The 22,175-nt window shown below is 37.1% G+C and carries 16 protein-coding genes; 7 read left to right on the forward strand and 9 right to left on the reverse strand.

The window, feature by feature from the left end; all coding sequences use genetic code 11:
* Positions 1-20 precede the first annotated feature (20 nt).
* From fliD to pulA, 6 genes are all read right to left on the reverse strand, one after another.
* Positions 21-2,105, reverse strand: a complete 2,085-nt coding sequence (gene fliD / locus LG329_RS05560; RefSeq protein WP_404454403.1) for a flagellar filament capping protein FliD — start codon at positions 2,103-2,105, stop codon at positions 21-23.
* Positions 2,106-2,353: 248 nt separating this feature from the next.
* Positions 2,354-2,554 (reverse strand): sulfotransferase, encoded by a 201-nt coding sequence (locus LG329_RS05565; protein ID WP_404454406.1) that lies wholly within the window; start codon positions 2,552-2,554, stop codon positions 2,354-2,356.
* A 38-nt stretch (positions 2,555-2,592) separates the two neighbouring features.
* On the reverse strand, positions 2,593-5,310 hold the full coding sequence (locus tag LG329_RS05570; RefSeq protein ID WP_404454409.1) for a sulfotransferase: 2,718 nt from the start codon (positions 5,308-5,310) through the stop codon (positions 2,593-2,595).
* Positions 5,311-5,396: 86 nt separating this feature from the next.
* On the reverse strand, positions 5,397-6,647 hold the full coding sequence (locus tag LG329_RS05575; protein ID WP_404454412.1) for a flagellin: 1,251 nt from the start codon (positions 6,645-6,647) through the stop codon (positions 5,397-5,399).
* Between the two features lie 69 nt (positions 6,648-6,716).
* Positions 6,717-6,914 carry a carbon storage regulator gene (locus LG329_RS05580; RefSeq protein ID WP_404454414.1) on the reverse strand — a complete coding sequence of 66 codons (198 nt, stop codon included), beginning with the start codon at positions 6,912-6,914 and terminating at the stop codon, positions 6,717-6,719.
* A 163-nt stretch (positions 6,915-7,077) separates the two neighbouring features.
* Positions 7,078-9,177 carry a type I pullulanase gene (gene pulA, locus LG329_RS05585; protein WP_404454417.1) on the reverse strand — a complete coding sequence of 700 codons (2,100 nt, stop codon included), beginning with the start codon at positions 9,175-9,177 and terminating at the stop codon, positions 7,078-7,080.
* Between the two features lie 308 nt (positions 9,178-9,485).
* On the opposite strand from pulA, the gene glgB reads away from it, so the two are divergent.
* From glgB to LG329_RS05615, 6 genes are all read left to right on the forward strand, one after another.
* Positions 9,486-11,402, forward strand: coding sequence for a 1,4-alpha-glucan branching protein GlgB (gene glgB / locus LG329_RS05590; protein ID WP_404454420.1), 1,917 nt, complete (start codon positions 9,486-9,488; stop codon positions 11,400-11,402).
* Complete coding sequence (locus LG329_RS05595) at positions 11,399-12,538, forward strand: glucose-1-phosphate adenylyltransferase (protein WP_404454423.1); 1,140 nt, start codon at positions 11,399-11,401, stop codon at positions 12,536-12,538. Before glgB ends, LG329_RS05595 begins: the two co-directional genes overlap by 4 nt.
* A gap of 62 nt (positions 12,539-12,600) precedes the next feature.
* Positions 12,601-13,707, forward strand: a complete 1,107-nt coding sequence (glgD, locus tag LG329_RS05600; protein WP_404454426.1) for a glucose-1-phosphate adenylyltransferase subunit GlgD — start codon at positions 12,601-12,603, stop codon at positions 13,705-13,707.
* A gap of 12 nt (positions 13,708-13,719) precedes the next feature.
* Positions 13,720-15,156: a glycogen synthase GlgA gene (gene glgA / locus LG329_RS05605; protein WP_404454428.1), complete on the forward strand. Its 1,437-nt coding sequence runs from the start codon at positions 13,720-13,722 to the stop codon at positions 15,154-15,156.
* Positions 15,157-15,189: 33 nt separating this feature from the next.
* Positions 15,190-17,616: a glycogen/starch/alpha-glucan phosphorylase gene (locus LG329_RS05610; protein ID WP_404454431.1), complete on the forward strand. Its 2,427-nt coding sequence runs from the start codon at positions 15,190-15,192 to the stop codon at positions 17,614-17,616.
* Positions 17,617-17,880: 264 nt separating this feature from the next.
* Complete coding sequence (locus LG329_RS05615) at positions 17,881-18,045, forward strand: hypothetical protein (protein WP_404454434.1); 165 nt, start codon at positions 17,881-17,883, stop codon at positions 18,043-18,045.
* Between the two features lie 233 nt (positions 18,046-18,278).
* Here the strand turns inward: LG329_RS05615 and LG329_RS05620 are convergent, their stop codons facing one another.
* Together LG329_RS05620 and LG329_RS05625 are read right to left on the reverse strand one after the other, a co-directional pair.
* Positions 18,279-18,608 carry a coiled-coil domain-containing protein gene (locus LG329_RS05620; RefSeq protein WP_404454437.1) on the reverse strand — a complete coding sequence of 110 codons (330 nt, stop codon included), beginning with the start codon at positions 18,606-18,608 and terminating at the stop codon, positions 18,279-18,281.
* Between the two features lie 149 nt (positions 18,609-18,757).
* Positions 18,758-19,195: a DUF2399 domain-containing protein gene (locus LG329_RS05625; RefSeq protein WP_404456423.1), complete on the reverse strand. Its 438-nt coding sequence runs from the start codon at positions 19,193-19,195 to the stop codon at positions 18,758-18,760.
* A gap of 89 nt (positions 19,196-19,284) precedes the next feature.
* On the opposite strand from LG329_RS05625, the gene LG329_RS05630 reads away from it, so the two are divergent.
* Positions 19,285-19,596 carry a hypothetical protein gene (locus LG329_RS05630; RefSeq protein WP_404454440.1) on the forward strand — a complete coding sequence of 104 codons (312 nt, stop codon included), beginning with the start codon at positions 19,285-19,287 and terminating at the stop codon, positions 19,594-19,596.
* 141 nt (positions 19,597-19,737) lie between these two features.
* On the opposite strand, the gene LG329_RS05635 is transcribed toward LG329_RS05630, so the two are convergent.
* The gene (locus LG329_RS05635; RefSeq protein WP_404454443.1) at positions 19,738-22,080 is read right to left on the reverse strand and encodes a TOTE conflict system archaeo-eukaryotic primase domain-containing protein; all 2,343 of its coding nucleotides are present in this window, start codon (positions 22,078-22,080) and stop codon (positions 19,738-19,740) included.
* Positions 22,081-22,175 lie beyond the last annotated feature (95 nt).

A 22,175-nucleotide genomic window follows, 5' to 3' on the forward strand; every position in this document is an offset into this window, starting at 1 on the left:
CCACAGGATTTCCTAATTGTTTACATGCCACCACTGAATTGTTGCGAAATGAACATGGACTGTGAATTCAGTCGTTGAATAGCTTGTTCCATAGCGGTAAATTGTCGCCAGTAACGGTCCTCTATTTGTACTAAACGATTTTCAAACACATCAATCCGATCATCTAAATCATCTATTCTTTTTCCCATTGTATGATCAGAGTCAATTGCTTTTCCTTTAATTACGTCCATCGTTTCATTAACAGATTGGTATAATCGATGTAATATCCCTTTTTGTCCGTAAGAAGAATCACTACCACCGTCAAATAATTTTTCTACTGCTTCAGGGTTATCTTGTATGGCCTCTTTCAATTTTGACTCGTCAATTTCAAGTTTTCCACCTTCCAGATAGTTTTCAGTGGTTTCTATACCGATACTTGTTAATTGTTGGTACATCGATGAGATTTCTCCATTATTCACAGGTGTGTAAAAGTCACGTCGCATGTCGTTAAGAGCACCCGAAAGCAGATCATCTCCCTTGAGTAAACCACTTTTTGCCTTTTCTTCCCATAACTCTTGCTGTCTATCAGACAATTCCTCACGCTGTTTCTCAGTTAATGGCCGATAATCCCGGTGTCTATCCTCTTGGAGTTTTTCATTAACTTTATCAATGAGCTCATTATACTTTTCAACAAAATCTTTAATATTTTCAAAAACGGCTTCACTATCATTATTAATCGAAATCTTTACATCCTTATCTGAAAATACTTGTTTCAAATTAAAAGTGACGCCAGAAACTTCAAATGAATTGGAATGCCTAGATGTATCCAGTCCATTTAACGTGAAATGGGCATCAGTCCCTCCAGTTTCTTTAGCAACATTAAAGCGCATCTGATGGGTTGCAAATTGCCCTGAAACGACAATTTCATGACCATTATAATCTTCCGTAGTTGCTTTCGGATCAAACTCTGAACCTCGGAAATTACCAGTTTCGGTTCTTGTTAATGTCATTTGCCCAGTAACTTCATCATAGAAAAGATTCACACCATTATCTGCCTCATTAACTTCACTTACAAGAGCATCAAAAGACGTTGATGCTTCAATATTAAATACCTCGTTCTTAAAGCCATCTTCCGTATAAGAACCAACTCTGAAACTCGTATATTGATATTGATATTTTACCTCGACATCTAATCCTTTTTCTATCTTTTCAGGATTTAAACTAAGCGTCCCATTTTGGTAATCAATTGTTCCGATGATGTTAGTAGAATCATTTTTATCAACAATGTTTGTCCCATCTGTAATGTACGCTTTACCATCAATAGTTATTGCTACCTGATTTTCAAGTGCCGCATTTTGATTAATATGTTGATTTGAAAGCTGGATTTTCCCATCTTCCCTCGTTTTTAATTTATCAATTTGTAAGTCACCAGTGTATTTGACCTTGATTTCAGCATTTACATCCAGTGCCTTGTTGAATGTTAATGTACCTGTTTCTGTATCAATCAACACTTGATCATCATTTAATACGTAATTGCCCGATCCATCTTTAGGTACTGTCGATTCCGTGAATACTTCATAAAATTTATTACCGACCTTTACAGACATGGCGCTTGGATCATCCTTAATGTCGGTATCCCCAAGTGAAAACACCTTCGTATCTTTAGTATTAACGGAAATAGACTTTTCCTTAACACTCCCATATTGCCAATCAAAAGATCCATAGACGAAATCTGATTTAAGTTCAAAAAGACTTTTACTCGTATCAACCGTAGATGGGTCTGTGAAGGCTTTATCATTATTTACTTGTGTTGCAGCAGTTGCTAACTTGGAAACCCCTGAAACATTATAAGATGATAAACTAGCACTACTTGATGCTGTTGCTGTTACAAAATCCGAATTCGTTGAGGAAGTAGTCCTTGCACGGAATGTAGTCGACATCTTCATGTCTGTTAGTTCAGATCTAAAATTTAATAATAATGTATTCATTTCGCGATACGCATCACGTTTCCATGTTAACCATGTTTTATCCTGTTCCATCTTTTGTACAGGCATCCGCTCGGCTTTCATCAGATCGTTGACAAGCTTATCAATATCCATCCCAGAAGCTAGTCCACCAATTCTCATTTTTAGTCACCTCTTAAATTACGTTCTCATTAATAATTATATTAAAGATTATTTTTATTCGTACTTTAACGATATACTTTTTATTTATATCGGTTGGTAAAAGAATTTGTTTAGGAAATATTGAAGATCTTGTCGAAAGGCAGAAAGATAAACCCTTGATTGTGGATATAATTGAGTTGGTTAGGGTTGATAAGGTTTAATCAAACAAAAAGAGCAACATTTTAGCTGCTCCAAACTATATACTTATTCTATACAAGTTCTTTAAACTGTACTTTTTTATCTTCAAAAGGTATATTTGCATTATTTGTATAAAACATTTTGACGAGAAATTTTACAAAATCTGTTTCATATACTGGGGAGATATTAGAATGTAGCCCTAGAAGATCTACTAACAAAGTTGTCCCTGATCTTTCGGCTCCACCTATAAACATTGGTGGGTAGTTTTCCATATTATCGTTCCTTTCTAAAATCTTGTTATAAATTGTCTCTACCAATTAAAATTATTCTCATATCCTAGATCAATTAATAAACTACCAGCAATTTCTTTAAATACTTGTTTATCTTTCTCTGTAAAATCCCTCTGCCAACGCTTTTTAGAATTTGTATATATTTGTTTTGATACCTGACTTGTACTTGATTCATTTGGTTCATATCCACGGTCCACATTTGAATAGTCTAATACTTGTTCAGACCATGGTTCCTCTATAAATGTTAAAATATCTTTCATAAGTTTTTTTGGTTCGGCAATTAAATCTTCATACTTTATGAATTTAACTTTACCTTTAAGTATTGGATCATTTGAATCGGTAAAACTTTTGGTAATTACTTGTTTCCAATAATCAGTTGCATTTTGTATATTTTGAACATATGGTAAAGGTTTTCCTTGGAAATCATGCCAATTCATTGTAACTAGTGAAGAAGCAACATCTCTTCCGTCTCGAAAAACGTGGATAAACTTAGCATCAGGAAATATGTTAATTAGCTCTTTCATAATAAGGATATTGTGAGGAGTCTTTTCTACAATTCTATTTGCAGTATTTTCTAATTTAAACTTTCCAAAAAAACTACTTATAAAACTGCTAAAAGATCGATTAACATCATCTTTATTAATATTATAGGCATTTCTAATATCTTCTATAGAAATCATTTGATTATATAAGTTAGCAATGGGTTGGAGCATTTTAAACTCAGGACCAGAGCATAAATTCGGGTGTGCATTTAACATTACTCTTAGCAATGTAGTACCGGATCGCCCTGCACCTCCTATAAAGATTGGTGAAGTTTTCTTATGATAATTCTCTTCCAGGCTATCTTTATTGGAAATTGGTATCGCTCTAAAATCTGGATCAATATGGTTTAATTTTGATTTAACTTCCTCTAAAACTCCATCCTCATTTGATTGATGCAACACTTCTTTATATAATCCAATGGCCTTAGTCAGATTATTTTCTTGCTCATAAATAAAAGCCAGATTATAAAGACAATCAACATGCTCTGAATCAATTGTCAATCCCTTGTTTAAAGCTTCCTCCGCTTCCACATACTTGTCCTGTTTTATTAAAACAACTGCTTTTATCGAATATAAATCCGCATCATCCGTAATCATTTGTAAAGATTGATCAATTACTTCCAACGCCTCGTCATAAAGGCCCTGTGAAAATAAATCTATTACTTTTTCTTTTACCTTTTCCGTTTCTTCCTCAACATAATGATTATCAATTTGATTTGATTGATTTTCCGGAAAAATATCCAAAGCCAGTTGTGGATTTTTTTCAAAAGCTTTCTCTTTGAAAAACAATGATTTGTTAAGTTTGTTCTTCTTTTTGTAAAATTTTGCTCGATGTAAACATTCAATTGCGGAGAGATCCTGTACTTCCAGTTGATATTCTTCTTGTGACTCTTCATCTTGCTCTTTAAATAGAAGATATTCCGTTTTTTCCTGTTCAGATAATAATGTCATAACCTGTTCATATAATTCATTGAACTCTAATGATTCTGTCACTCGTAAAATATATAATTTATCTTTTATGTTATCCTCACTATAAATTTTAAATAAGAAATTATATATATCAGCACTTTTTTCAAAATCTTTTAGTGTTTTAACAAGTATCAAAAGACTTTTATAATTGTATTTATCTGCTTTTAACAAGGCAACACAAACCTCAACGATTTTATGGCGATTTTCTGTCAAGATATAAAGATTTAATAATTCCTCATATATATTATTTAATTGTGACAATACTTTTGATTCGAAGTTATAACTAAAGTTGCTAATTTTACGGATACATAGTTCATAATATTCAATGGCATTCTCGTAATTGCCAAGCATATATAGTTTCTTCCCCATATAAAAGTCAAAATCTGGACAATTTTTGTCAAATTGATTGGCATCTTTATACATTTCATCGAATTGGTTAAATTCAAAGCTAGGTCTGATCAAGCAAATAAGTAAATTACAATAAATTTTATATAACAGGGGATGCTTATTATTATGCTTTAACAATAACTCTTTTGCCCTAGTTAAATAGGTAACAGCCTCTTCATATTTTTGAGCAATCATAAGTGATTCACCGATATAAAAAAGTGTTAAAATACTATCGGGTTTTTTCTCCAAATCCTTAAATAATAGTGTTAAGTTACGATTACTTTTATCCTTCCTCTTTACTTCCTCACTTGAATAGCCAGAATGGTACACTATCAAACTGTTAGATGAATCAAAAATACGCAGTTGTCTATTATTAATTGGTAGTAACATTTCATGGATTGCTCCAAAGTATCGCAACTCCTTGCTATTTTTAAAAATTCTAATATTTGTTGTGATACTTTGCATATTCTTTTTATCAGAAGAAGCAATTGTATAATTAATTAATCTTGAATTGACACAATCCTTATTTTCTTTATTAGCTTGGATAACAATTTTTTCTAATAAATTCATTTGTGTTAGCTCAATATGTTCATCAGCATCCAAAAATAATATCCAATCTCCTTTGGCTTTGGAAATAGCAAAGTTTCGTGCTGCAGAAAAATCATCAATCCATTTAAAATTGTAAACCTTCGCACCCATTTTCTTAGCTATTTCAGTAGTTTTATCTGTAGAGCCTGTATCAACAACTATCTTTTCAAATAGTACATCACCGGCACTTTCCAAACATTTTTTTATATTATTTTCTTCATTTTTTGTAATTACACAGAGGGAAATTTTCATGTTGATTGTACTCCTTTGATAAAAATATTGAAATAAATAAGAAAAAAGTAAAGGAGTGGAATACCACCCCTTTACAATGCCTACAATTAACGCAAGAGTTGTAGTACTCCCTGTGGCATTTGGTTCGCCTGAGCAAGCATTGCTTGAGAAGCTTGAGCAAGAATAGATGCTTTTGTTTGTTTCATCATTTCTTTCGCCATGTCTACATCACGGATACGAGATTCGGCTGCTGTTAAGTTTTCAGCGGATGTACCTAGGTTGTTGATTGTATGGTCTAATCGGTTTTGTGTCGCACCTAATTTAGAACGTTCAGCAGACACTTCATTAATTGCTTGTTGAATTACTGTTACAGCATTTGCTGCACTATCATGACTTGTAACATCAAGTGCTGATTCAACACCAGTAGAATCAGTACCATTGGTAACTTTTGTATCTGAAGTGAAACCAGTTCCTGATCCAGTAAGTCCTAATGCATTAGCTCGCATGTCGGAAATTTCAACTGTCAAGCTCTGATTTTCATTGGCTCCAATTTGGAATTGAAGACCAGATCCGGCATCCATTCCTCCCGTTAAATCAGCTGTTAGTGATACACTTTCAGTACTAGCGTCAACAGTACCTCCACCTGTAACAGTAAATGCTGACATACTAACTCCTGTTGGAACATTAGTCGTTGTTGCCGTAATTAATGATTCTATACTTGTTGCATTAATTGTTGAACTTGACGAATCAAGAGTTACTGTTAATGTCTGGCCATCTGTACTAAATGCAGCCCCGGAAGTAGTACCTTCAGTAAACTTAATAGTAACATCGTTTAGATCGTCACCAGCATTAAGAGTACCTGTACCTATTTCAAATCCACCTACTCCACCAATAGTTACACCTGTTGCTCCCGCAGCAACAGCAACTGTATCAGAATCTTTCGCACCATTAAGCAAATTTTGTGTATTAAATTCTGTAGTATTTCCAATACGGTTAATTTCAGAAGTTAATTGGTTGATTTCCTTTTGAATTTCACCACGGTCTTGATCTGTATTCGTATCGTTAGCTGCTTGTACTGCAAGTTCACGCATACGTTGAAGGATGCTGTGCGTTTCATTTAAAGCTCCTTCAGCAGTTTGGATAAGTGAAATACCATCTTGAGCGTTAGTTTGTGCTTGCTCCAAACCACGAATTTGTCCACGCATTTTCTCGGAAATTGCTAGACCAGCTGCATCATCGGCAGCACTGTTAATACGTAGTCCTGAAGATAATTTTTGCATTGATTCAGATCTCATATCGTTTGCTTGCCCTAACTGACGATACGTGTTAAGTGCTGCAATATTGTGATTAATTCTCATTTTTCCTTACCTCCATGTAAGTATATTTTTTGCGAGTCACATCCTTATGTCTCGCATCTATAACAACTCTTATTTAGAGTTATTAACATAATCATCGTACAGTTCTCCTCTGAGAACCTTGTAATCTTGTGAAGCGTTCACTCGTAATCGTAAATAATCCTCGAGACTGTTTCGGTCGCCTTTGACGACCTCAATTTCAATTTCATTACCATTCGGATCAATGATATAGAGTTTTTCTCCGGGCTTTCTCCCTAACGTTAAGGCCAAATCTATCATCCTCCCTGATGATGTACTATTTATATCGGCATTGTTTAAAAATGTTTAACTATTTTTTTATAATATTTTTTACAAAGAAATAAGCATGCTTCTGCACGCTTTAGTAGTTTCCTCACATCTTGTATCAGGTTTTTGTATTTACCAAACAAAACGCCTAAAACCGCTTCTTCCTCCAAACAGCTATTTCAAAAGCTCCCATATCTGTACTAGTCTGTAATAAACAACTAATAGGTGAGGCCGGGGAATGATTGCTAATTTGCTTCTCCCATCTACCTTCTGCTGGCATCCCAATTTTCATTTCCTGGTCTGTAGGATTAATAAATATAGCAAAATCCTCACGCTCCCCTACTATCATATAGCCAAATACAGGATCCGGTGCTGATATAATGTGCAATCGATGTTGGATTTCTTCAGATGAGTCGAGCCGGAATAAGCTATATTGTTTGCGGAGTGCAATTAGGTTGTGAACCCATTGAACAGTTTCATCTTCTCTTCCCCGCTGCAACCAGTCGATTTGATTGATGTTGTCCCCGGAAATATAGCTATTTTCGTCGCCGTTTTTTGTCCGAAAAAATTCTTGCCCTGCATGTAAAAAAGGAACTCCCTGACTGAGAAGGGTTAATCCCGTAGCGATTTGGTGCATCCTCTTACGATTTAGCTCAGATGCATCCGGATTTGATATCCTCAATCTATCCCATAGCGTATGATTATCATGGCATTCCACATAATTAACGGATTGGAGTGGATTTGAAAAAAGTCTGTCACCAAACTTTTCGTTGCAGGAACCCGATACCAATTGCGGAAGTCTCTCGATATAGTGGCCATTTCCATTTGCATATCCGACATCATCCGATTTAAATAGATTTCCTTTAATCGAATCGCGGAACGTATCGTTAAAAAAGCTGACTTCTAAGAGATGATCGGCCTGAGAATTAGTTGCCTTTTGATTCGATGGTAGCTGGGTATCAAGTTCCCAACCTTCACCTAACAGTAGAATCGGTCTTTCTTCTTGTAGACACCGGCTCTGGATAGCTTTTATTGTTTCTACATCCATTGCGCCCATTAAATCAAAACGAAATCCATCAACGTTATATTCATTTATCCAGTAATCAATACAATCTAAAATAAATTTACGTGCCATTTTCCGTTCTGTCGCTATATCATTGCCTGTTCCAGTTCCATTACTCAGACTACCGTCTTGCTGGTAACGAAAATAGTAACCTGGTACCAATTTTTCAAAAGCTGATTCTTCATGACAAAACACATGATTATAAACGACATCCAGAATAATGGAAAGGCCTTCTTCATGAAATGCTTGTATCATTTGTTTGCACTCGTTTACTCTTGCATACGGATTGTTTGGATCAGTAGCATAACTACCTTCTGGCACAAAATAAAACAAGGGATCATAACCCCAGTTATAGCTTTCTTTGGGCTTTGTTTCATCAACGCGAGCAAAGTCTTGAACAGGAAGAAGTTGGACATGGGTACAACCCAGATTTTTGATATAGGACAAACCCGTAGAGTAACCAGCAGAGGTCTTCGTATTTCTTTCGGTCAAACCTAGAAATCTACCTTTATGCTGCACACCACTTTCTACAGAACTTGTTGCATCACGAATATGAAGCTCATATATGATTGCATCTTGTTTGGATACCTTTGGATAGTTAATCCCACGAAATCCACTTGGATCTGTCGAATCAAGATCCAGGACAACACTCCGCCCACTGTTTGCTGTCATGCTTTTACCATAAGGATCATTTACTTGCTGTTCTTTTCCATTCACCGATACAGCGAAATGATAATGGGCGTTATTCCAGTTACCTACAACAGTGGTATGCCATACCCCGTTGGACTTCCTCCCCATTGAAATCCTATAGTCTTGTAAAACCAGATCCATATTCGTAGCAGTTGGTGCCCAGACGGAAAAGGACGTTTTCTCTTGGGAGTACACGTAGCCAAGCCGCTCATCACTCGCATCATTTGTTTGGTCGAACCAAGGTGTCCGCACGACATCCCTTGCATAAATTGGTAGCTTGTTTTCCCCAACATTAAGGAAAGCCTCTTTGCCAAGTGGCAGGGTATTTTGTAATGTGATTTTAACTGTTTTCGAGTTTAGTAAATCGATAGATTGGACAGGTGAAGTATGTCCTTCTACGTCAATGGTGAGGTTTGTTTCACCCGTTACCTCAAGCTCATTTAGTTCAATCGTTATTATATTTTTTTCATCTATCCAAGCAACGGATTTTTCCATTGTAAGGTTCCTCATTTCTTTAAAGCGCTTATAAGAACTTTTCCATTAATTACCTATCAGCAAGTTACCATTCATTTATTGACTTTTTTTACATCCTCTGTTAATATTCCCAATATTATACACTTTCAGTCCTAATCATGGTATAATTATATTTTAATTAGAATAATGGTTTCGACGGTTAGCCGGGGCATATTATATTTCACCTATCAGATATGATAGAAGTGAAGGTAATGCTCTTTTATTTTTCGACAAAATAGTCGGAATATTCATAAAAATATTGTCGAAAATTACACTTAAAGGAGACTTTTATGTCGAATCAAGTTGCAGATCAAGATATTTTTCTCTTCCACCAAGGAACGCATTACCACAGCTACCAACTACTTGGCTGTCATATCAGTGAATGCAAGGGTGAAAAGGGTCTCCGCTTTGCAGTATGGGCACCCCATGCGATTAAAGTAGAAATTGCCGGTGATTTTAATAATTGGACCGGTAAGGATTTTCCGTTGGAACAGATTAACCAAGCGGGACTTTGGGTGGGTTTCTTTACCGAAATTGCTCTAAATACAGCGTATAAGTATCGGATTACTTCCAATAATGGATCAGCGTTTTTAAAGGCCGATCCATATGCTTATCAGGCTGAACTCCGTCCCCACACTGCATCTATGACGCCTTCTCCTGATATATATATGTGGGAGGATGGGAAGTGGGAAGCAAATAAGAAAAAGAATCACCCATATGAGGAGCCTATTCTTATTTACGAAATCCACTTTGGCTCTTGGAAGACAAAAGAAGATGGAACCTATTACACATATCGCGAGTTAACAAAGGAAATAATCCCGTATGTGAAAGAGCTTGGGTATACACATATTGAGCTATTACCTCTAGCGGAACATCCATTTGATTTATCGTGGGGTTATCAAATAACTGGGTATTATGCAGCCACTAGTCGCTACGGTAACCCAAATGACTTTAAGTATTTTGTCGACCAATGCCATCAAAATGGTATAGGAGTAATTATGGATTGGGTTCCAGGGCATTTTTGCAAGGATGACCACGGTCTACGTCTTTTTGACGGTGAAGCCTTGTACGAATACAAAGATCCTAAAAAAGCAGAAAAGCGGTCCTGGGGTACATTAACCTTTGACTTTGGTCGTCCAGAGGTTCAAAGCTTTCTTATTTCAAATGCATTGTTTTGGTTAGAAGAATACCATATAGATGGACTTCGAATTGACGCAGTTGCCAGCATGACTTCCTTGAATTTTGACCGGGGGGACAACGAGGAGCCACTGACAAATGAATTCGGTGGCGATGAAAATCTAGAAGCGTTAGCTTTTATCAAAAAACTAAACGAGGTAGTTTTCGACTACTTTCCTACCGCATTAATGATGGCAGAGGATAGCTCAGACCTTCCCGGTGTTAGTAAACCAACCTACCTTGGCGGACTCGGTTTTAATTTCAAGTGGGATATGGGCTGGATGAATGACATGCTCACTTACATGGAATACGATCCTGTTTATCGAAAATGGCATCATAACCTACTAACTTTTTCATTTATGTATACGTATAGTGAAAATTTTGTATTACCACTTTCCCATGATGAAGTCGTTCATGGAAAGAAGTCCCTTTTAAATAAAATGCCTGGGGACAGGTGGCAGCAATTCGCAAACCTGCGTCTTCTTTTTGGCTATATGATGGTGCATCCAGGTAAAAAACTGATATTTATGGGTGGAGAGTTCGGGCAATATATCGAATGGAAAGACCAAGATGAATTGGATTGGCTACTTTTTGAATACCCCTTACACCGCGCATTGTTTAATTATGTTAAAGATTTAAATCATTTTTATCGCAATCATTCTTCATTGTACACGCTTGACCATGACCCCGCAGGATTTCAATGGATTGATGCAGACAACATGGAACAAAGCGTAATTGCTTTCAAACGTAAAAGTAAGGATTCTTCACAGGATTTACTTATCCTTTGTAATTTCACGCCAAATGTTTACTACGACTATAAAGTCGGCGTTACAGCCCCTGGCACATACCAGGAAATATTCAATTCTGATTCAGGCTCCTATGGCGGTTCAGATCAGCGCAATACCGAATTTCACTACAGTGTTCCAGGTGAATGGCATGGACAAAAACAGTATATACAGGTAAAAGTTCCACCACTCGCAATCAGTGTTTTTAAACAATTACCACAACCAATCGAGGAGGATAATCTATGAAAAAAGAGTGTGTAACAATGCTGCTAGCTGGTGGCGTTGGTAAGCGTTTAGGATTATTGACTAAAAATTTGGCTAAGCCAGCAGTACTATTTGGTGGTAGATATCGCATTATTGATTTTGCCTTAAGCAATTGCCTAAATTCGCGCATGCATACGGTTGGCGTATTGACACAGTATTTGCCACTGGAGCTGCATAAACATATTGGAGTTGGAAAACCATGGGATCTGGACCGCATGGAAGATGGACTCACCATTTTGTCCCCCTTCACTGAGAATGATGGTGGTAACTGGTACATGGGTACAGCTGATGCGATTACGAAGAACATGAATTATGTTGAGCGGTATGATCCTGAATACTTAATGGTGATTTCCGGTGACCATATTTACCACATGGATTATGATGAACTGCTCCGTCAACATAAAGAAAAACAAGCGGACGTTACGATATCTGTTGTTGAAGTTCCATGGAAAGAAACATCCCGCTTCGGAATTCTCAATACTACTGAAAATCTACGAATCTATGAGTTTGAGGAAAAACCAGAACATGCCAAAAGTAATCTGGCATCAATGGGTATCTATATCTTCAATTGGAAGACTTTGAAGGGCTACTTGGAGGAAGATGCCACTCAAACCGAATCCAATCATGACTTTGGGCAAGATATTCTCCCTGCAATGATAGCAGATAATCGCAGCCTGTATGCTTATCGATTCGAAGGTTATTGGAAGGATGTCGGAACAATCGAAAGCTATTGGGAAGCCCATATGGATTTATTGAAAGAGGATTTATCACTATCCTTGAACAATAAGGAGTGGAGAACCTATTCCCATGATTCGAATTTCGGACCACAGCTTATTGAAGAGAATGCCGTTGTCCATAATTCGTTGGTGAACAATGGCTGCATCATTTCGGGAAAGCTTGACCACTCCATTTTATTTGAAAATGTCGAGGTCGGTGAAGGATCCGTAATCAACCAATCGATTCTTCACCCAGGTGTTCGTGTGGGTGCAAATGTCCATTTAGAAAGGGTAATCGTACAAGAAAATGTCACGATCCCAGATAATACAAGGATTGAAGCTAAACCAGACGAAGAACCGATTGTTTTTTCCAGTGCTGAATCTAAGGCTGTTACCTCATAGAATGAAACTTCACTAGGTGGCTAATATTCGATATTAATAACTTAACTTACAGGGGTGTATAGATGGACACAATGATGGGTTTGATAAATTTAGAACATGAGCATGACTTTTTAAACGAGTTAACGTATTTCCGATGCGGGGCTGCAGTACCGTTTGCAGGACGTTATCGATTAATTGATTTCACCCTTTCAAACATGACAAAATCCAACATAAACGAAGTCGCAATTTTTACTAGAAGCAAGTATCGCTCTTTGATGGATCATCTAGGGTCGGGAGCTGATTGGGATTTGGACAGACGGCATGGAGGTTTATTTATCCTGCCGCCTGACTGGAACGACCCGACTGATATTTCTAAAGGAGACCTAAGCTATTTTCATAACAATCGGGATTACTTTGAACGAAGCAAATCTGATTACGTTTTAATTAGCGGAAGCCAGTTCATTTCCAATACGGTCTATGATGAACTATTCCAGCATCATCTTGACCAGGGTGCTGACGTGACGTTGCTGACATCAACATATGATGACCTTCTTCCAGAGCATAATGCGTGTATTAAGGTTACGGTTGATGAGGATAGTTCAGTCGTTTCATTAACAAATGATCCCATAAATACACAAGTCTTTACTGGTGTATATGTGTTGCGAAAATCTTTGCTGTTGGAATTAGTTAATGATTGTATAGCTAATTACAAAGATAATTTCTTTTTGGACGGCATTAAAGCCAACCTTGATAGGTTAAACGTTCAAACCTATCATTATAGCGGTTATAGTTCTATCATCAACTCGATTGCTAGTTATTACCGACAGAACATGGCTTTGCTGGAGACAAAATCCTATAAACAGCTGTTTTCCGATGGTGAACATGTATTGACCAAAGTTGGCAATCAAGCACCCACAAATTATAGTGATACAGCATTAGTTAGTAAATCCATGATTGCTACAGGCGGCATGATCAAAGGAGAAGTTGATAATAGCATCTTGTTCCGCGGTGTAAAAGTAAGTGAAGGAGCCGTCGTGAAAAATTCCGTCATCATGCAGCGATGTATCATTGAACCTGGCGCACATGTAGAAAATGTCATCCTGGATAAGGATGTTACGATAACCAAAGATCAAGTATTAAGAGGAGCAAAAGAACAGCCGTTTGTCATTGCCAAGAGAAGAAAAATATAAGGAGGAGAATCAATGGGAAAAAAAATACTATTCGTCGCATCAGAGTGCAGCCCTTTTGTCAAAACTGGAGGACTTGCAGATGTGGTCGGTTCTTTACCACAGGTTCTGAAGAAAAATGAAGAAGCTGATGTGAGAGTCATCCTTCCTCTTTATGATGAAATTGACCCTTCGTGGCAAGAGCAAATGGAGTGGGTCGCATCTGTCCATGTTCCAGTAGGTTGGCGAAATCAGGAAGCCAATATTTATCAACTAACTCATCAAGATATTCACTACTATTTCATAGACAACGATTATTATTTTACTCGCAAAGGAGTTTACGGCTACTACGATGACGGTGAACGGTTCGTCTTTTTCTGTCAGGGTGTTATCGAAGCATTATCTGTATTGGACTTTCAGCCAGATGTCCTGCATGGCCATGACTGGCAAGCAGGCTTAGCCGTAGCTTTTGCGAAAATAGTAAATCCAGTTAAAGACATGAAAACGGTATTCACCATCCATAACATAAAGTACCAGGGAATTATACCAAAGGATGGATTTGAGGAACTGTTCAACCTACCTCCTGAACATATAGGGGGCTTGGAATGGAATGGTCTGCTTAACTGTATGAAAAGTGGTATTTTCCATGCGGATAAAATTACAACGGTAAGCCCAACCTATGCCGAAGAAATTAAAACGCCTTATTACGGTGAAGGCTTGCATCCACTTTTTTCCCAGCGGCAGGATGATTTAATTGGTATTATCAATGGTGTCGATGTCGATGAGTACAATCCGATGACGGATCCGCACATTCCAGCGAATTATAAGTATTCAAGAGTTAAGAAAAAGGAAAACAAGGAGAGTCTCCAAAAGAAACTTGGTTTGCCTATTGATTCCGAAATACCGTTGTATGTGATGGTCACTCGTTTAGTGGAACAAAAAGGACTCCATTTAGTTCAAACTATTCTTGATGAGTTTTTGCAGGAGGATGTTCAATTTGTTGTATTGGGTACAGGAGACTATGAGTTTGAAAATTATTGTTACCATGCTGCAGAACGTAACAAAGACAAACTCGTTTCCTATTTGGGTTTCGATGAGGCGCTTGCTAGGCAACTATATGCAGCCAGTGATTTCTTTGTGATGCCATCCCTGTTTGAGCCATGTGGCTTATCACAACTAATTGCCCTTCAATATAAAACAGTACCAATTGTCAGGGAAACTGGTGGACTAAAGGATACGGTTACCCCATTTAATGAACTTGACGGGACTGGTAATGGATTTAGCTTTTCCAATTACAATGCACATGAATTGTTACATGCATTAAAGTATTCTCTGGCAATCTATCACGATTCCGATAAATGGTCTACCCTATTGAAAAATGTTAATAAGAGTAACTTCAGTTGGAAGGACTCAGCACATGAATATGCTAATCTTTATGAATCGCTGCAGGAATCGTTTAGCCTTCAGGATTAGCCTCCGTTCATGCGGAAAAGGAGTGAATAAGCGTTGACGAAATGGACTGTCGATGAATTTGTTCAAGCTATTATTAGTAAAACAGAAACCCAGTATGGTAAAACAATAGAAAATGCATCAATTAACGAGGTATATTATGTCGTCAGCGCTATTGTCAATGAGGAGATTAAGGGAAGCTGGCTTCAAACAAAAGAAAGTTATCGGGAAAAACAACCGAAACAAATTTATTATTTATCGTTGGAATTTCTATTAGGTGGATTGTTGGAAAGTAATCTATTAAATAGTGGTATGTCAAAAATATGTAATGAGGCACTGATCAAACTTGGGTTTGACCCGGCAGAAGTGTACAGAGAAGAACATGATCCCGGATTGGGTAATGGTGGTTTAGGCCGGTTGGCAGCTTGCTTTTTAGATTCAATGGCATCACTTGCCTACCCTGGCCACGGTTATGGGATACGCTATCGTTATGGCATGTTTGAACAGCGGTTCATTAATGGTTATCAAACAGAACTTCCAGATTATTGGTTGAAAAACCCTTATCCTTGGGAGACCAGGAAAGCCGACGAAGCTGTGAAAGTTCAGTTTGGTGGAACAGTGCATATGATGAAGCGCAATGATGGTACGCTTGAATGTAAGTACGAAAATACTGATATGGTTCATGCTGTTCCATATGATGTCCCGATCGTTGGCTATGATAATCAAGTGGTTAACACGCTTCGTTTATGGAGCGCTGAGCCTGTTACATCTAATGAACACTCAAATTCCGACGAATCTCAGTATTACCGAAAGTTGGATCATAACCACTCGATTGAACAAATTTCAGGAATACTTTATCCAGATGATTCAAGTGAGGACGGGAAACGGTTGCGTATTAAACAGCAATATTTTCTCGTCGCCGCAAGCCTTAGAAAAATAGTCAATGACTATAAAAAAAACGTGCGCCAATCATTGACTCATTTGCCGGATAAGGTTGTCATTCAAATTAATGATACCCATCCAAGTTTGGCAATTCCAGAATTGATGAGAATGTTAATGGATGATGAGGGTTTTGGATGGGATAATGCATGGAAAATCACAACGAAGGTTTTCGCTTATACCAATCATACCATCATGAGTGAAGCGCTTGAAAAATGGCCAATAGATATGATCAAATCACTTGTGCCACGATTGTACATGATTATCGACGAAATAAATGAACGCTTCTGTCAGGGAATTTGGTTTGATCATCCGGAACTTCGCGACAATATACCAGCAATGGCAGTGATCGCTGACGATCAAATTCATATGGCACGACTTGCAATTGTAGGCAGTTTCAGTGTTAATGGTGTCGCAAAACTGCACACCGAAATTTTAAAAACACAGGAAATGAAAGATTTTTATTATATGTATCCGAATCGATTTAATAATAAAACAAACGGAATCACACACAGGCGTTGGCTGTTAATGGCTAATCCACGGCTGTCAGGATTAATTACAGAAACAATTGGACCTCGTTGGCTAAAGCGTCCGAGAGAGCTAACTCACTTGCTACGTTATATTAAAGACCGTCCATTATTGGAAAAACTAGGACAAATTAAACAGGAAAACAAGCGTGAATTGGCCGATTACATTCATAAATCGACTGGTATTATTGTCGATGATCAGTCTATTTTCGATGTACAGATCAAACGATTGCATGAATATAAACGACAGTTGCTCAATATATTCCATGTAATCTATTTATACAATGAGTTGAAGGAAAATCCACAACTGGAAATAACGCCGAGGACATTTATTTTTGGAGCTAAAGCTGCCCCTAGCTACTATTTCGCTAAGGAAGTTATTAAGTTAATCAATACCGTTGCTTCAATTGTCAATCATGACCGTAGTATAAAAGATAAATTAAAAGTTGTTTTCCTTGAAAACTATAACGTTAGCTTGGCAGAAAAAATAATACCTGCAGCAGATTTAAGTGAACAAATATCAACTGCTGGTAAAGAAGCTTCCGGGACTGGAAATATGAAAATGATGATGAACGGTGCGTTGACAATCGGAACACTGGACGGAGCAAATATCGAAATTAAGAATTTGGTCGGTGATCCAAATATCTTCATTTTCGGGTTGCGTGCTGAAGAGGTATACAACTTTTACCAAAATGGTGAGTATGTTGCGAATGAGATCTACCAAAACGACGAAAGAGTTAGCCAGATTTTGCATCAATTGAGAGATGGAATAATCGGAGAGCAAGAATTAGAGTTTAAGGACATTTATTACCACATCCTATCTACCAATGATCCTTACTTTATTCTGAAAGATTTTGATAGTTATGTAGAAACACAGCAGCTAGTTGATCAAGCCTATCGCCATAGCAACAAGTGGCTGTCGAAAAGTCTTGTAAACATTGCACATTCCGGCAGATTTTCCAGCGACCGAACCATCCAGGAATATGCAACCGGCATTTGGAAAATAGAGAAGCAATGATTCTGGGACGCTGAATTGGCGTAACCGATCAGGGTAGGGCTCAGGCAATTGAGTTTTAAGGTAGCCATCATGAAAGTTGTTTTTCATGGTGGCTGTTTTTTTAGCAGTAAAGAAAGTATATTCATATTTCTTTCTGCATAAGTGCAACTAGCGCATTCGCCCAAAGGCTTGGCGAACGCCAAGTTTTCCGAAGAGTAAGGAAGCTATAAAATGATAGTGTGTATTTTGGTTACTGTGTAAGTTGAAATCCTGGGGGTAATGAGCATGTGTCATATTGTACAGCACGAAGCTTATGACCAAGCCTTATTGTATGAAAATAATGAGGAAAATCTTATCGATGAACCAATCAAAATGCAGAAGGAAACCATTTTTTTGCGAATCACATCCTTATGTCTCGCATCTATAACAAATCTTATTCAGAGTTATTAACATAATCATCATACAGTTCCCCTCTGAAAACCTTGTAATCTTCGCGGTTGTTGCGATCACCTTTGACGACCTCAATTTCAATTTCAATGTCATTTGGATCCAAAATATGGCTTTCTCCTACGTTAAGGCCAAATCTATAATCCTCCCTGATGATGTACCACTTATATACGCGGTTCGGGAATGTTTAATTTATAAACTATTTTGGTAAAAAAATTAGCATGCATCAGCACGCCTTAATTGCTTTCCTCTATTAACTGAGCCATATCTACTCGAACATCCATTACATCTTGGGTTAGATGCTTGTACTTTTGACCTAGCTTTCTAATATCTTGTTTTAATTCAGCTTTCATTTCTTTTATTTCCGTTTTTAAACCTTTTACTTCTGTTTCAAGATTGGTAACTCTTTTCTTTATATTATTTACGGTAGTTTTAACTTCATTTATCTCTTTGTGTATACCACATATCTCATTGTTTATACCGCCAATCTCTTTGTGTACACCACCGATATCTCCCGACAAATCCTTAATTGCAACAAACAAATCTTCCATAGTAACCTCAGCCAAAGTACTACCTCCTTCAATGCCATTTTTTTAAGTCTATCATCGTCTCCAAAATTCGACAAGAGAACATAATGTAAATTTTGACTAATAGGTAGAGCTGAAAATCTACTTTTCACCCAGGGGAAAAATAGATTTTACATACCCCATAACCATCAACTTTTCAATTTCACATGTTTTTCCCGCAAATCCACCACCATCAACTCCACAAGTGCCTCCTGATACCCAGCTTTCCTTAACCTCCGCATGTCCTCCGCTACTTCAAGTAATTCACTATCACGAGTACTCTTCAATTTCTCCACTTGCTCATTACTCAGCTCTTTTAACGGCGAAGTTTTACTGTAATCCTCCAAACCCATCCGCCACAGCTGCACATGTTCAGGGTATCTATCCAACAACCGCTGCGCCATTCCTAACCCCTCTGGATCAAAATCACTTGCATAATGAAGGGGGCATCCCTCTGCTATCAATAATAGTGCAGCCAATTTAAATTGTCCATTCGTGCTAATAATTGGTGCTCCGGGTTCATAATCGAGAAGCTTCGAGCAAACGCCAGAGTTTTCAACAATCCATACATCATTCCCGTGTTGAATAAAGGATTTTAAAAGTTAATGACAAAACATTCAAAGTAATGAAACCCTTTTGGTTGTTAAAACGTAGATTTATTGAAGGGGGAATATGTGTGAAAAAGGTCATTGGTTGGACAATATTATCTGCTATCGCAATTGGAATAATAGTATGGATTACGAGTGAAATCATTTCTTTCTCATATAGCGAATGGAGCTTTTTTATTGGTTTGGGGATATCTGTTATACTGTTCTCCTTTAACAGTAGAGGAGGAATGTTATCAAAAGGGGCAACTTATGAAGCGAGTGAGACAAGTTGGAAAATTCAAAAGGATGAAGAGATGAAAGTAAATGTAGGTGCTGTATTTTATGGTTCTGTTCTATTTACTTTTATAAGTTTTATTTCGATGATTATCACGTATTTTTAAAAAGCGTTAGTGAGCATTAGATTAAAAATAAATTTATTAAAAAAAGAATGATATAGTATAAAGAGCTTGGACTTCCCAAGCTCTTTTATTAATGTTTCATTAGGTACAAATACTTTGATATTATTAAAGTCCTGTTTAATTTCAAAATAACTTCATCTGTTGCCCCGCACTATCCGTTTTAGAACCCGCTTCTTTCAATTTATAACCCAAAGAATTGTATCCTTTCAGTCTCTTCTCAAACATCTTCTTTAACACAGGCTCCTGATGATCAACATAGTCATAAACTTTAACTACTTCTTTATCATCGTGTAATCGATGAAGTCTACCAACATATTGTTGTAAAGTACCTTTCCATGATATTGGCATAGCAAGGAACATAGTATCCAACCTGGCGTTATCAAATCCTTCTCCAATATACTTACCTGTCGCAATAACTAATCGTTCTTGTTTATCCGGTATTTCTTCTAATTTTTTTAATTTAGTTTGTTCCTCTTTTTTACTCATTCCACCTGTTAGTACAATGATATTCTTCGCGAATCCTGTTAATCGCGATTCGAACTCTTTTACGTGATCTACTCTTTCCGTTAATATAATGGGGCACGCGCCCTTATCAAGTTCTTTTAGTACATCGTTAAAAATCATGTCATTTCGCTTGTCACTCTTAATAAGTTCGGAGTACATATTTTGTATATCTAATTGCCCTTCTTCCACCTTCGTTTTATAAGCTGTATATCTAGGCACTAAAATGTGTTCAAATGGGCGAACTTTTGCTTGATTTTTTGCACTAACTTTAAAACGAATTGGGCCACATTGCATGGTCATGATCTGATGTAATCCGTCCTTACGAGTTGGTGTGGCGGTCAAACCATAGACAAACCTAGCTTCTGCTTTTTTTAACACCATTTCAAAACTAAAAGCGGATATGTGATGACATTCATCTACAATTATTTGTCCATATTGGGTAATAAGATCCTTTACTACCCCATTATGATTCAAACTCTGAATGGTCGCGATATCAACCTTACCTTTTGCAGTATTTTTCCCGCCACCTACTTGTCCAATTTCACTTATATCAATATTAAAGAAGGCTGATAAACGGTCTTTCCACTGGTCAATCAATTGTTTACGATGAACAATTACAAGTGTGTTTACGTTTCGTTTTGATATAAGAGATGCAGCAACAACAGTTTTTCCAAAGCCTGTTGTTGCTGATAAAATCCCACATGGATATTTCATCAAACTCTGAACCGCCTCTTCTTGCTGAGGTCTCAACTTTCCATGAAACTCAAAATTTATTTCTTTTCCTGAACTGGCTTTTTCTATAATGGTTAATTCAATTTTGTTCTCTGCAAAAAGGCTCTTAATATCTTTCACACACCCACGTGGTAAAATCAAATAATCTTGGTCTTCTTCGGTACAGTCAATTTTTCTAGGGAGTTTGTATGTTGACAAACGCTTTGCTTGTGCTTTATAAAATTCCGGATTATTAAAAGTTGCTAGTTGTTGCAGTTGATTCATAAGTTTAGACGGAAGCCCACTTTTTGGTATATAAATGCCATTTTTATTTAGTACATTTATTTTATCCGGCATTTTTTCTTCATACGTTTCTGGTTTATTTTTTACAATAGAAATGGATTGATTCTGGTAGTACTTCCTGATTAGGTTATCGACTTCTTTATAAGTTATCTTTTTAATATTATCCAAATAGTTCCATTGGTCAGGAAAAGCATTAAAATATTCATCGACAAATACACTATTCCCTTTTTCTCGTGGTTCATGTTGCAAAGGAAGTGCAATTAAATTACCAAAGCCACCTTTTGGTAGCGTGTCCTGATTTGGAAACAACCGGTCGTATGAATCAATACCTGTCTGATAACGTTTTTCTAACGTTCGAGTCAGTAGAAAGTTACCTAATTTACGTGCTGTTTTTGCTAGAATTGCATCCTGAAAGAAGATCCAAACATGACATCCATTGCCAGATCGGGATATTTCAATACTAGCTGCAACAGAAAACTCTTTACATGTTTCCATGAATGCTGTTGCATCATCTTGCCAATTCTCTTTATCGAAATCGACTGCTAAAAACCAACATGTTTCATCTTGTAGCATCGGATAAATACCAATCGTTTTCTTTCCAATTAGATGATCATAAATAACTTGATCTGTTAGGGGAAATAGTTTCCTATCCTGATATGACTCCTTGTTTGGCCCTTTACGTGCGCGAGCTGGTGAATACCCTGATTTCCCATCTCGATACTCCCAACGAATAGCAAATACATCCGTTCTCCCTTTGAACAAACTTCTAAAGATCTTTATTCTCTCTTTTAGGATTTGTTCTTTTGATTTTACAGATCCCATCTGTGGTTGTTTCATGGAGATAGTGATGTTGTTAAGTCTCAGAATCTCTTTTAATTTATGGTTTTCCTCTTTCAAAGTCTCACATTCTTTTAGCACCCTTTGAAGTTTTCGTTCAAGGCTATCCATAGGAATCCCCCACTTTTGCTAGAAATTATTATTGTTATTATACAAGATGTCCGGTTTATGACCAAAATAGTACATTTGAACACACAAATAAAAAC

Origin of the sequence: Virgibacillus necropolis (assembly GCF_044793635.1) — a bacterium.
GTDB classification, from domain to species: domain Bacteria; phylum Bacillota; class Bacilli; order Bacillales; family Amphibacillaceae; genus Virgibacillus_F; species Virgibacillus_F necropolis_A.

Bases quoted from the DNA above. Each gene is read 5' to 3' on its own strand.
- LG329_RS05575 (WP_404454412.1), bottom strand. From the start codon at position 6,647: ATGAGAATTAATCACAATATTGCAGCACTTAACACGTATCGTCAGTTA.
- LG329_RS05565 (WP_404454406.1), bottom strand. From the start codon at position 2,554: ATGGAAAACTACCCACCAATGTTTATAGGTGGAGCCGAAAGATCAGGG.
- LG329_RS05570 (WP_404454409.1), bottom strand. From the start codon at position 5,310: ATGAAAATTTCCCTCTGTGTAATTACAAAAAATGAAGAAAATAATATA.
- glgA (WP_404454428.1), top strand. From the start codon at position 13,720: ATGGGAAAAAAAATACTATTCGTCGCATCAGAGTGCAGCCCTTTTGTC.
- LG329_RS05595 (WP_404454423.1), top strand. From the start codon at position 11,399: ATGAAAAAAGAGTGTGTAACAATGCTGCTAGCTGGTGGCGTTGGTAAG.
- glgB (WP_404454420.1), top strand. From the start codon at position 9,486: ATGTCGAATCAAGTTGCAGATCAAGATATTTTTCTCTTCCACCAAGGA.
- LG329_RS05615 (WP_404454434.1), top strand. From the start codon at position 17,881: ATGTGTCATATTGTACAGCACGAAGCTTATGACCAAGCCTTATTGTAT.
- glgD (WP_404454426.1), top strand. From the start codon at position 12,601: ATGGACACAATGATGGGTTTGATAAATTTAGAACATGAGCATGACTTT.
- LG329_RS05635 (WP_404454443.1), bottom strand. From the start codon at position 22,080: ATGGATAGCCTTGAACGAAAACTTCAAAGGGTGCTAAAAGAATGTGAG.
- fliD (WP_404454403.1), bottom strand. From the start codon at position 2,105: ATGAGAATTGGTGGACTAGCTTCTGGGATGGATATTGATAAGCTTGTC.
- pulA (WP_404454417.1), bottom strand. From the start codon at position 9,177: ATGGAAAAATCCGTTGCTTGGATAGATGAAAAAAATATAATAACGATT.